Raw genomic sequence first — 12,079 nt, 5'->3', positions numbered from 1 at the left:
CACCTGGGACCGATGCCCGCAACCCCTGGAGGGCATGGCACGCTTAGGGGCATGGCCGTGCAGATCAACCCCAGCATCCTGTCCGCCGACTTCGCCCGCCTCGCGGACGAGGCGAAGGCGGTCGAGGGAGCCGACTGGCTCCACGTCGACGTCATGGACAACCATTTCGTCCCCAACCTCACGCTCGGCGTGCCGGTCGTAGAGTCGCTCGCCCGTGCGACGGACACCCCGCTGGACTGCCACCTGATGATCGAGGCCCCCGATCGGTGGGCGCCCCAGTACGTGGAAGCGGGGGCCGGTTCCGTCACCTTCCACGTCGAGGCGGCCGCCGCCCCCGTCCGGCTCGCCCGGGAGATCCGGGCCAAGGGCGCCCGCGCCTCCATGGCGCTCAAGCCCGCGACGCCCATCGAGCCCTACGAGGACCTGCTCCCCGAGCTCGACATGCTCCTGATCATGACGGTCGAGCCGGGCTTCGGGGGACAGGCCTTCCTCGACATCATGCTTCCGAAGATCCGCCGCACCCGCGAGTTGATCAGCAAGCACGGCCTGGAGCTCTGGCTCCAGGTCGACGGCGGAGTCTCGGCCTCCACCATCGAGCAGTGCGCCGACGCGGGCGCCGACGTCTTCGTCGCGGGATCGGCCGTGTACGGGGCGGAAGACCCGGCCGAGGCGGTACGTGCACTACGCACCCAGGCGGCGGCGGCCACCGCCAGGGCGTCGTGGGCGTGCGACCACGGAACGTCAGGAACGTGAACGGCTCCCATCAGGGCTGATCGACCGCCGCGGATCTGCAAGGATGAACGGCGAATCCAGAGTGTGAACAGTAGTGAGGAGATCGCCGTGTCGGGTATGTCGGCGGGCCGGTCAGCCATGCGGATGGGACCCGCTGAGCTGGTGCAGGCGGCGGCCATGGCCCGCCGCTTCTACCTCGAGGGCAAGTCCAAGATCCAGATCGCGGAGGAGTTCGGCGTCAGCCGCTTCAAAGTGGCCCGGGTCCTGGAGACCGCCCTCGAACGGGACCTCGTCCGCATCGAGATCCGCGTCCCGGCCGAGCTGGACGCCGAGCGCTCCGACGCGCTGCGCGCCCGCTACGGCCTCAGGCACGCCGTCGTGGTCGAGTCCCCGGCCGAGGCCGCGGAGACGCCGGACCCCGAGAACCTCGGGGAAGTGGCCGCCGACCTGCTCGGCGAGCTGGTCACCGAGGGCGACGTGCTGGGCCTGGCCTGGGGCCGCTCCACCATCCACATGGCCGCGGCCCTGGACAAGCTGCCGCCGTGCACGGTGGTGCAGCTGACCGGCGTGTACGACGCCGGGACCGCCGAGCGCGGCTCGGTGGAGGCCGTACGCCGCGCCGCCCAGGTGTCGGGCGGCGACGCCCACCCCATCTACGCGCCCATGCTGCTGCCGGACGCGGCCACCGCGGCCGCCCTGCGCCACCAGACGGGCATCGCCCGGGCCTTCGAGTACTTCGACAAGGTCACCGTCGCGTGTGTCTCCATCGGCTCCTGGGAGCCGGGCATCTCCACGGTGCACGACATGCTCTCCGAGGAGGAGCGGGCGCACTACGCCTCCCTCGGGGTGGCCGCCGAGATGTCCGCGCACCTCTTCGACGCCGAGGGGCGCCGGGTCGGGCGGGACCTGGGGGAGCGGTGCATCACCGTCAAGGCCGACCAGCTGCGCCGTATCCCGGAGGTCGTGGCGATCGCCGGCGGCCAGCGCAAGGCGCCCGCCATCGACGCGGTGCTGCGCTCCGGGCTGGTCACCAGCCTGGTGACCGACACCTCGGCGGCGGACTACCTGATGACGGCGGGCCCGACACCCCGGCCGGCCCTCAACCGGGCGGACCCGGACGGAGCCTGACACATGGCCGGCCAGGGGGACGGGATGACGGGTGACCCGGCGGGCCGGATCCAGGTCAGCCTGGACCTCGGCGGGGTCACGGACCTGGCGGGCCTCATGGACCGCTGCGCCCGTGAGCTGGACCTGCCCGAGGGGTTCGGCCGCGACTGGGACGCCCTCGCCGACGCCCTGGCCGACCCTTCCCACTGGCCCGAGGGAGCCGTGGACCGGGGGCTGCTGGTCGTCGTCCGGGGCTGGCGGGCGTACGCCGAGGCGCGGCCCGGCGAGTGGCAGGTCGCCGAGGAGGTGTTCGCCGAGGCGACCGACCGCGGCCCGGGGCTCTTCGTGACCCTGGGACCTGGAGGATCCTCCGAACAGGCCCCTGACCAGGCTGGATGATCTGCCGGGGGAGGTGTGCGCCCCCGGCATGGGACAATGAAGTACGTGCTCTTTCCCCCTGGCTGACCTGTCCGGGGGCCACCTCTGATCGACTGGGATGTGCAGCACGTGCGTTTCCTCAACGACATCCAGCCCGCGTACGACCTGACGTACGACGACGTGTTCATGGTGCCGAGCCGCTCCGCGGTCGGTTCGCGTCAGGGCGTGGACCTCAGCTCCCCGGACGGCACGGGCACCACCATTCCGCTCGTCGTCGCCAACATGACCGCCATCGCCGGGCGGCGCATGGCCGAGACGGTGGCCCGCCGCGGCGGTCTGGTCGTCATCCCGCAGGACATCCCGATCGACGTCGTCACGGATGTCGTCTCCTGGGTGAAGAGCCGCCACCTGGTCCTCGACACGCCGATCATCCTGGCCCCCCACCAGACCGTCGCCGACGCGCTGGCGCTGCTGCCCAAGCGCGCGCACAACGCCGGCGTCGTCGTCGACGGGGACCACAGGCCGATCGGCGTGGTCACCGACGCCGACCTGTCCGGCGTGGACCGCTTCACGCAGCTGACCGAGGTCATGTCGCGGGACCTGCTGCTCATCGACGCGGACATGGACCCGCGGGAGGCCTTCCACACCCTCGACCACGCCAACCGGCGCTACGCCCCCGCCGTGACCCGGGAGGGCAGGCTCGCCGGCATCCTCACCCGCAAGGGCGCCCTGCGCGCCACCCTGTACACGCCGGCCACCGACGCACAGGGCCGGCTGCGCATCGCCGCCGCCGTCGGCATCAACGGCGACGTCGCCGGCAAGGCCAAGCAGCTGCTGGACGCGGGCGTGGACACCCTTGTCATCGACACCGCGCACGGCCACCAGGAGTCGATGATCAACGCGCTCAAGCTGGTGCGCGACCTCGACCCGCAGGTGCCGGTCGTCGCGGGCAACGTGGTCGCCGCCGCCGGGGTGCGCGACCTCATCGAGGCCGGTGCGGACATCGTCAAGGTCGGTGTCGGCCCCGGCGCGATGTGCACCACGCGCATGATGACCGGTGTCGGCCGGCCGCAGTTCTCCGCCGTGCTGGAGTGCGCGGCCGAGGCGAGGAAGTACGGCAAGCACGTCTGGGCCGACGGCGGCGTCCGCCACCCGCGCGATGTGGCGATGGCGCTCGCGGCCGGCGCCTCCAACGTGATGATCGGCTCCTGGTTCGCCGGCACCTACGAGTCGCCCGGCGACCTCCAGCACGACGCGCAGGGACGCCCCTACAAGGAGTCCTTCGGCATGGCCTCCGCCCGTGCCGTGCGCAACCGCACCTCGGAGGAGTCGGCGTACGACCGCGCCCGCAAGGCGCTGTTCGAGGAGGGCATCTCCACCTCCCGGATGTTCCTCGACCCGGCCCGCCCGGGCGTCGAGGACCTGATCGACTCGATCATCGCGGGCGTCCGCTCCTCCTGCACCTACGCCGGTGCGGCCTCGCTGGAGGAGTTCGCCGAGAAGGCCATCGTCGGCATCCAGAGCGCCGCCGGCTACGCGGAGGGCAAGCCCCTGCACGCCAGCTGGAGCTGACGCCGACGCCCTTTCCCACGGCCCCTGTTGTCCCCTCAGCGGGACGACGGGGGCCGTGGCGCAGGTCCACTCAGGGGCAGGGAAAGCGCCGGCTCGCCCCGCCCCTGCGGCGGCTGCCACCGGCCCTGCGCGCAACAGTCGAAAGCGGCCGTGCAACGAACGCCCGCCGAATCCCCGGCAACGCAATGATCTTGCAGTCATGCGCAAGGTTGCTGCATTACAAGCGCGACGCTCTGCCTCGTAGGCTGTCGCCTCGTACGTGGCGTGGCGGGGACCCCGCTCGGTGGGTCCCGGCTTCCGCCGGGTCGCCGCCGGTCCCCGCCGCCCCTGATCGGCAGCGACGAAGGAGCCGCGCGTGCTCGACCAAGGCGCACCCCCGCAGAGAAGCACCCAGACAGGACGGACCACTCCCGGCCTCGGCGCCCGGCTGATGCGCCGCAAGCCCGTGGAACACCTGGTGGCGGAGGGCGGCCAGGGTGAGGGAGGCAGCCTGAGGCGTTCTCTGGGGCTGTGGCAGCTCACCATGATCAGCATCGGTGCCACGCTGGGCACCGGCATCTTCGTGGTCCTCGGCGACGCCGTCCCCGAGGCCGGCCCGGCGGTCACCCTGGCCTTTGTGATCGCCGGCCTGACGGCCCTGTTCTCGGCCCTGTCCTACGCCGAGCTGGCCGGCAGCATCCCGGTCGCCGGGTCGTCCTACTCGTATGCGTACGCAACGATGGGCGAACTCGTCGCCTGGGTGTGCGGCTGGTGTCTGGTGCTGGAGTACGGCGTGTCGGTGGCCGCCGTCGCCGTCGGCTGGGGCGAGTACCTCAACGAACTCCTGAACGGCACGATCGGTGTCACCATCCCCGCCGTGCTGTCCTCGGCCCCCGGCGAGGGCGGCGTCATCGACCTGCCCGCCCTGATCGTCGTGCTGCTGGCGATGGTGTTCCTGCTCGGCGGTGTCCGGGAGTCCGCCCGCGCCAACACGATCATGGTCGCCGTGAAGATCGCCGCACTGGTGCTGTTCTGCGCGGTCGGCTTCACGGGCTTCAAGTCCGGCAACTACGCCGACTTCATGCCGCTCGGCATGGCCGGGGTCAGCGCCGCCGGCGCCACGCTGTTCTTCTCCTACATCGGCTTCGACGCCGCCTCCACGGCCGGCGAGGAGGCCAAGGACCCCAAGAAGGACCTGCCGCGGGCGATCATGCTGTCGCTGATCATCGTGACGGCGCTGTACGTGCTCGTCGCGGGTGTCGCCGTCGGCGCCTGGCCCTGGACGAAGTTCGAGGGCTCCGAGGCCTCCCTCGCCGCGATCATGAACGACGTCAGCGGCCAGACGTTCTGGGGCACCCTGCTCGCGCTCGGCGCCGTCATCTCCATCGCCAGCGTGGTGCTGACCGTGCTGTACGGCCAGACCCGCATCCTCTTCGCGATGTCCCGCGACGGCCTGGTGCCCAAGGCGCTCGGCAAGGTCCACCACAAGACCGGCGCTCCCCGGCTCAACACGGTGATCGTGTCCGTGTTCTGCGGGGTGCTCGCCGCGCTCATCCCGCTCGGCAAGCTCGTCGACGCCACCAGCATCGGCACGCTGTTCGCCTTCGCCCTGGTCAACATCGCGGTGATCGTGCTCCGTTACAAGCGGCCGGAGCTGGAGCGCACCTTCAAGGTGCCCTTCGGGCCGGTGCTGCCGGTGCTGGGCTTCCTGTTCTGCGCGTACAACATGGCCAGCCTCGACAGTGTGACCTGGGTGGTCTTCGGGTGCTGGATGGCGGCCGGTCTCGTGTTCTACTTCCTGTACGGCCATCGCCGTTCCAGACTCGCAACGCCGCTCGCACCAGCTGAGAAGTGACCGACCCACAGTGCTGAACGATCTCGACGAACGCATCGTGCACGCCCTCGCCGAGGACGCCCGCCGCTCCTACGCGGACATCGGGCAGCTCGTCGGCCTGTCCGCGCCCGCCGTGAAGCGGCGCGTGGACCGGCTGCGGGCCACCGGAGCCATCACCGGCTTCACCGTCCGGGTCGACCCGGCGGCGCTCGGCTGGGAGACCGAGGGGTTCGTCGAGATCTACTGCCGCCGCAACACCTCGCCGGAGACCATCCAGCGAGGGCTGGAGCGGTACCAGGAGGTCGTGGCCGCGTCCACCGTCACCGGGGACGCGGACGCGATCGCCCAGGTCTTCGCCGCCGACATGCGGCACTTCGAGCGGGTCCTGGAACGCATCGCCGGGGAACCCTTCGTCGAGCGCACCAAGTCCGTGCTCGTGCTCTCGCCGCTGCTGCGGCGCTTCTCGTCGGGGTCGCCCACATAAAACCCCGGGCGGTCGCCTGCCCGGCGGGTCTAGCATCGGTGCCATGACCTGGCGACATTGATCCCGCAGCCGTGCCTCCCGAGGGCCGCCTCGGACGCCGTACCTCCGGTGTCCGATTCGTCCCTGCGGGAAGGCCTCATGACACTCTCACCCCCGCGTGTGCCCGCTGCCGGTGTCCGGCGGCTGACGGCCACGCTGTACGGGCACGCGTTCCTCCGCGACCTGATCCTGCTCTACCCGGTGTACGCGCTGCTCTTCGCCGACACCGGTCTGTCCGTCTGGCAGATCTCCTCCCTCTTCGCCCTGTGGTCGGTGACCGGCCTGGTCGTGGAGGTCCCCTCCGGCGCCTGGGCCGATGCCGTCTCCCGGCGGCTGCTGCTGTGGCTCGGCCCGCTGCTCACCGCCACCGGCTTCGCCCTGTGGGTGCTGGCCCCGTCGTACGGGACCTTCGCCCTCGGCTTCGTGCTGTGGGGCATCGGCGAGGCGCTGGGCTCCGGCGCGCTCGAGGCGCTGGTGTACGACGAACTGGACCGGCTCGGCGCCGCCGGCCACTACGCCCGGATCATGGGCCGGGCCCGGGCGGCGGGTCTGCTGGCCGTGGTGGCGGCGATGGGACTCGCCGGTCCCGTGCTCGCGCTCGGCGGCTACCCGGCGGTGGGCGCGCTGAGCGTGCTGGCCTGCCTGCTGGCCTCGGCGACGGCGGCCCGCCTGCCGGAGCACCGCGCCGCGCGGGCCGGGAGCGAGGGCTGGGCGGCGACCCTGCGGGCCGGGCTCGCCCGGGCCCGCGCGGACCGTGCGGTGCTCGGCGCCCTGCTGCTCGTCCCGGCCGTCACCGCCGTGTGGGGCACGCTCGACGAGTACACCCCACTGCTGACCCGGGAGACCGGCGTACCGGACGACAAGGTCCCCTACGTGCTCCTGCTGGTCTGGGCCGGCGCCACGGCCGGCGGCCTGCTCGCCGGTCCGGCCGAACGCCTGGGCACGACCCGTCTGGCCGCTCTGCTCGGCGGTTCGGCGCTGGCCCTGGCCGCGGGCGCGGCGGCGGGCACCCCGGCCGGCCTTCTGCTCGTCGCGCTGTCCTTCGCCGGCTTCCAGCTGGCGACCGTGCTGGCCGACGCCCGGCTCCAGCACCGCCTCGACGAGTCGGGCCGGGCGACCCTGACCTCGGTCGCGGGCCTGGGCACCAGTCTGGCCACGCTCGTCGTGTACGGCGCGTACGGACTGATCGGCTCGGCGACCACCCACGGCACCGCGTTCGCCTGGCTGGCGACGCCGTACCTGGTGACGGCCCTGCTGCTGACGGCCCGGGCGCGCGCCGCCAGGGCACGGCCGTGACGTCGCCGGTTCGAGCAGGCCCGGGCCTCGGGCCGGGCCTCCCCCGGGGGCCGTGCAACGAATCGACGCGCGAGCCCGGACGGACGCAATGATCCGCTCATGGGCGCGCAACGGCTGCTCCTTGTCCGCCCGAGCCGGCCGACCGTACCGTCTATCTGGCCCCCCCAACCCCCGCGTACCGGTGAGGAACACGCATGCGCACCGCCCTGCTCCAGAGCTCCGGACGGCCCGGCTCGGTCGTCGAGAACCTCAAGGTCCTCGACGAGGCCGCGGGCCGTGCCGCCGCCGCGGGCGCCGGGCTCCTCGTCGCGCCGGAGATGTTCCTCACCGGGTACGCGATCGGCGACGACATCGCCCGGCTCGCCGAGCCGGCGGACGGCGACTCGGCCGACGCCATCGCCGAGACGGCCACCCGGCACGGCGTCGCGATCGCCTACGGCTACCCGGAGCGCGCCGGCGACACGGGGGAGACCATCTACAACTCCGCCCAGCTGATCTCCGCCGACGGCACCCGGCTCGCGAACTACCGCAAGACGCACCTCTTCGGCTGCTTCGAACGCGACCACTTCACGCCGGGCGAGCAGCCGGTGGTGCAGGCGGAGCTGGACGGCCTGCGCGTCGGGCTCATGATCTGCTACGACGTGGAGTTCCCGGAGAACGTCCGCGCCCACGCCCTGGCCGGCACGGACCTCCTGCTCGTGCCGACCGCGCAGATGCACCCGTTCCAGTTCGTCGCCGAGTCCCTGGTGCCGGTGCGGGCCTTCGAGAACCAGATGTACGTCGCGTACGTCAACCGGGTCGGCGCCGAGGGCGAGTTCGAGTTCGTGGGGCTGTCCACCCTCGCCGGGCCCGACGGCGTCGCCCGCACCCGGGCCGGGCGCGGCGAGGAACTCGTCCTCGCCGACGTCGACCCGGTCCTCCTCGCCGCCTCGCGCGAGAACAACCCGTACCTCAAGGACCGGCGCCCCGGCCTGTACGGGTCACTGACCTGACCAACAGGGCCGGAAAGAGCGTCCCCCTCACCAGCTTTCGTGCAAGGAGTCCGTACCCCATGACGTCCACGGTGCCCAACGCCGTCGAGCACGCAGACGAGCAGCAGCCGCCGATCACCATGTTCGGCCCGGACTTCCCGTACGCGTACGACGACTTCCTCGCCCACCCGGCGGGTCTCGGGCAGGTCCCCGCGACCGAGCACGGCACCGAGGTGGCGATCATCGGCGGCGGGCTGTCCGGCATCGTCGCCGCGTACGAGCTGATGAAGATGGGCCTCAAGCCCGTCGTGTACGAGGCCGACCAGATCGGCGGACGGCTGCGCACCGTCGGCTTCGAGGGCTGCGACCCGTCGCTGACCGCCGAGATGGGTGCGATGCGCTTCCCGCCGTCCTCGACGGCGCTGCAGCACTACATCGACCTCGTGGGCCTGGAGACCCGGCCGTTCCCCAACCCGCTGGCGGAGGCGACGCCGTCGACGGTGATCGACCTCAAGGGCGAGACCCACTACGCCGAGACCCTCGACGACCTGCCGCAGGTCTACCGGGACGTGGCGAACGCCTGGAACCGGTGCCTGGAAGAGGGCGCCGACTTCTCCGACATGAACCGCGCCATGCGCGAGCGGGACGTCCCGCGCATCCGCGAGATCTGGTCCCGGCTCGTCGAGAAGCTCGACAACCAGACCTTCTACGGCTTCCTCTGCGACTCGGAGGCCTTCAAGTCCTTCCGGCACCGCGAGATCTTCGGCCAGGTCGGCTTCGGCACCGGCGGCTGGGACACCGACTTCCCCAACTCCATCCTGGAGATCCTGCGGGTCGTCTACACCGAGGCCGACGACCACCACCGCGGCATCGTCGGCGGCTCCCAGCAGCTGCCGCTGCGGCTCTGGGAGCGCGAGCCGGAGAAGATCGTGCACTGGCCGTACGGGACCTCGCTGAAGTCCCTGCACGTCAACGGCGAGCCCCGCCCGGCCGTCACCCGGCTGCACCGCACCGCGGGCAACCGCATCACCGTGACGGACGCGAACGGCGACATCCGCACGTACAAGGCGGCCGTCTTCACCGCCCAGTCCTGGATGCTGCTGTCGAAGATCGACTGCGACGACTCGCTCTTCCCGATCGACCACTGGACCGCGATCGAGCGCACCCACTACATGGAGTCCAGCAAGCTCTTCGTGCCCGTCGACCGGCCCTTCTGGCTGGACAAGGACGAGGAGACCGGCCGGGACGTCATGTCGATGACCCTCACCGACCGCATGACCCGCGGCACCTACTTGCTGGACAACGGGCCGGACCGGCCCGCCGTGATCTGCCTGTCCTACACCTGGTGCGACGACAGCCTGAAGTGGCTGCCGCTGTCCGCGCAGGAGCGGATGGAGGTCATGCTGAAGTCGCTCGGCGAGATCTACCCCAAGGTCGACATCAGGAAGCACATCATCGGCAGCCCGGTGACCGTCTCCTGGGAGAACGAGCCCTACTTCATGGGCGCGTTCAAGGCCAACCTGCCGGGCCACTACCGCTACCAGCGGCGCCTGTTCACGCACTTCATGCAGGACCGGCTGCCCGAGGACAAGCGGGGCATCTTCCTCGCCGGCGACGACATCTCCTGGACGGCGGGCTGGGCCGAGGGCGCCGTCCAGACCGCGCTGAACGCGGTCTGGGGCGTCATGCACCACCTCGGCGGCACGACCGACCCGTCCAACCCGGGCCCGGGTGACGTCTACGACGAGATCGCGCCCATCGAGCTGCCCGAGGACTAGACCCCGGCCGCCCGCGCCTTCTCGTACACCTGCGCGGCGACGTCCTTCAGCTCCTGGGCGTCCCGCACGGTGCCCTGGAGGTCGAGCAGGATCTCCTCCAGGCCGATCTGGGCGTGCGTGACCAGGTCCTCCACGATCTGGTCGACGCTGCCCTGGAACGGCCGGCGGTCCGCGCCGTCGTACGTGCCGGCCGTGTACTCGGGGTTGACCCGCAGGACCGTCCGGATCGGCTCGGTGCGGCCGCGTTCGGCGGCCAGGTCCTGCAGCTCCCGCCACTGCGCGGCGATCGTCTCGGCGCCCATGCCGACCGGCATCCAGCCGTCGGCGTGATCGACCAGGCGGCGCCGCGCCTTCGGGCTGCTCGCGGCCAGCAGGATCGGGATCGGCCGGGCCGGCTTCGGGCCGACCACGGCCGAGGCGATCTTCGTCAGCCGGCCCTCGTACGACACCGGGTCGGGGCCCCACACCGCGCGGCAGACCTCGATCAGCTCGTCCAGCACCTGACCGCGCTCCTCGAACGGCCGGACCGACGCCGCCGCGTACTCGTCGAGGGACCAGCCCGTGCCGAACCCGGCCACCACCCGGCCGCCGCTCGCCGCGTCCAGCGTGGCCAGCGACTTCGCGAGCTGGAACGGCACGTGCAGCGGGGCCACCAGCACGCTGGTGCCCAGCCGGGCCCGCTCGGTGGCCGCCGCGGCCAGGGTGAGGGTGACCAGCGGGTCGGCCACGCCCCGGTAGGCGTCCGGCCAGGGCAGGCCCTCGATCCCGTACAGGCCCTGGGTGGCGGGCTCCGGGAACAGGGCCCGCTCGTACACCCACAGGCTCTCGTAACCGGTCTCCTCGGCGAAGCGCGCCACGTCGGGCACATCACGCCCGAGGTCGTACTGCCGGTTCTGCGGAAGGCTGAGTCCGAGCCGTGTCGCCATGCCCTGTGCTCCTCTGCTTCAGGTGCTGTCCGGTTGAACGTACAACGGCCACAGGGGAGTTCAGGGGAGGACCGGGTCGGCGGGGTGCGGGAGTGGCCGGATCAGTTCGGTAGTGGCGTGAGCAGCATGCGTCCGGCGAGGCCCACGGCCGCGTCCAGCCGTTCGGTGAACTCCTCGGCCACGTCCGGCAGCCGGCGCAGCGCCCACAGCGCGCGGGCGGCCGTCCACGCGGCGTCCCGGGCGCGCTCCAGGCTCCACGCGCCCAGCAGATGCGTCAGCGGGTCGGCGATCTGGAGGACGTCGGGCCCCGGCATCAGCTCTTCGCGGACGCGCTCCTCCAGTGACACGAGGAGATCGCCCACGCGGTCGAACTCGTCCTCCAGGCAGGCCGGTTCGCAGCCGAGGGTACGGCAGGTGTCCACGACGGCGAGCGCGAGGTCGTGGCCGATGTGCGCGTTGATGCCCGCCAGGGCGAACTGCAACGGGCGTACGCCGGGATGGCGGCGGAGCTGGAACAGTGGCCGCCAGCACGCCGGTGGCCGCCCCTCGCCGGCCGCCGCGTCGACGGCGGACAGATAACGCTCGGCGAACCGCACGTCCAGCGTGATCGCGGCCCGCGGGTCCGTGAAACCGCCGGTGTCGACGCACCGGTCCACGGCCTCGGTGACGGCGAGGTAGACGCGGTTGAACACCGCCACCCCGTCCCGGGCGGGCAGGGCGGCGTCCAGGGCGCGCATGCGGGAGATGACCGCGTCCACGGTGTGGACGGCAGGGGTGAGTTGTTCGCATCGCGGCATGGGGGCAGGGTCGCAGCTCTAGGCTGGCGGGAGTGGCGGCGGGCCGGACGCTTCCCCGGAATGGGGGAACGCGCCCGCCGTGGGGGAGCGCGAGCCGTGGGGGCGCGGCCGCAGCACAGGGGGGAGCAGCAGCGTGGCAGGCCGACGTGTCCAGCGGCTGGCCGCCCGCCGGGCCGCGCGCAGGCG

Annotated in this window: 11 protein-coding genes; 9 read left to right on the top strand and 2 right to left on the bottom strand. The window is 72.0% G+C overall.

Annotated elements, in window-relative coordinates:
* The first annotated feature begins 51 nt into the window (after positions 1 to 51).
* The 9 genes from rpe (at position 52) to AB0K80_RS27110 (ending at position 10,170) form a co-directional block, all read left to right on the top strand.
* Positions 52 to 753 (top strand): ribulose-phosphate 3-epimerase, encoded by a 702-nt coding sequence (gene rpe / locus AB0K80_RS27150; RefSeq protein ID WP_365674003.1) that lies wholly within the window; start codon positions 52 to 54, stop codon positions 751 to 753.
* Between the two features lie 63 nt (positions 754 to 816).
* The gene (locus AB0K80_RS27145; RefSeq protein WP_365674001.1) at positions 817 to 1,860 is read left to right on the top strand and encodes a sugar-binding domain-containing protein; all 1,044 of its coding nucleotides are present in this window, start codon (positions 817 to 819) and stop codon (positions 1,858 to 1,860) included.
* Between the two features lie 24 nt (positions 1,861 to 1,884).
* A complete protein-coding gene (locus tag AB0K80_RS27140) occupies positions 1,885 to 2,238 on the top strand; it encodes a barstar family protein (RefSeq protein ID WP_365674160.1) in 354 nt (117 codons plus the stop codon).
* Positions 2,239 to 2,346: 108 nt separating this feature from the next.
* Positions 2,347 to 3,789, top strand: a complete 1,443-nt coding sequence (locus AB0K80_RS27135; RefSeq protein ID WP_365674158.1) for a GuaB1 family IMP dehydrogenase-related protein — start codon at positions 2,347 to 2,349, stop codon at positions 3,787 to 3,789.
* 355 nt (positions 3,790 to 4,144) lie between these two features.
* The gene (locus AB0K80_RS27130) at positions 4,145 to 5,623 is read left to right on the top strand and encodes an amino acid permease (RefSeq protein ID WP_365673998.1); all 1,479 of its coding nucleotides are present in this window, start codon (positions 4,145 to 4,147) and stop codon (positions 5,621 to 5,623) included.
* A gap of 10 nt (positions 5,624 to 5,633) precedes the next feature.
* On the top strand, positions 5,634 to 6,086 hold the full coding sequence (locus AB0K80_RS27125; protein ID WP_110626876.1) for an Lrp/AsnC family transcriptional regulator: 453 nt from the start codon (positions 5,634 to 5,636) through the stop codon (positions 6,084 to 6,086).
* Between the two features lie 138 nt (positions 6,087 to 6,224).
* Positions 6,225 to 7,421, top strand: a complete 1,197-nt coding sequence (locus AB0K80_RS27120; RefSeq protein WP_365673996.1) for an MFS transporter — start codon at positions 6,225 to 6,227, stop codon at positions 7,419 to 7,421.
* A gap of 194 nt (positions 7,422 to 7,615) precedes the next feature.
* Positions 7,616 to 8,413 (top strand): carbon-nitrogen hydrolase family protein, encoded by a 798-nt coding sequence (locus tag AB0K80_RS27115; RefSeq protein WP_365673995.1) that lies wholly within the window; start codon positions 7,616 to 7,618, stop codon positions 8,411 to 8,413.
* 59 nt (positions 8,414 to 8,472) lie between these two features.
* Complete coding sequence (locus AB0K80_RS27110; protein WP_365673993.1) at positions 8,473 to 10,170, top strand: NAD(P)/FAD-dependent oxidoreductase; 1,698 nt, start codon at positions 8,473 to 8,475, stop codon at positions 10,168 to 10,170.
* Here AB0K80_RS27110 and AB0K80_RS27105 read toward each other — a convergent pair.
* Positions 10,167 to 11,096 carry an LLM class F420-dependent oxidoreductase gene (locus AB0K80_RS27105; protein WP_365673992.1) on the bottom strand — a complete coding sequence of 310 codons (930 nt, stop codon included), beginning with the start codon at positions 11,094 to 11,096 and terminating at the stop codon, positions 10,167 to 10,169. The genes AB0K80_RS27110 and AB0K80_RS27105 overlap by 4 nt on opposite strands.
* 101 nt (positions 11,097 to 11,197) lie before the next feature.
* Complete coding sequence (locus tag AB0K80_RS27100; protein WP_365673990.1) at positions 11,198 to 11,893, bottom strand: DUF5995 family protein; 696 nt, start codon at positions 11,891 to 11,893, stop codon at positions 11,198 to 11,200.
* Positions 11,894 to 12,079: the final 186 nt, after the last annotated feature.

It is taken from the genome of Streptomyces sp. NPDC052682, from assembly GCF_040678435.1.
Lineage (GTDB): Bacteria > Actinomycetota > Actinomycetes > Streptomycetales > Streptomycetaceae > Streptomyces.
The sequence above is the reverse complement of the archived record's forward strand: the minus strand, read 5'-3'. Positions and strand labels throughout refer to the sequence as shown.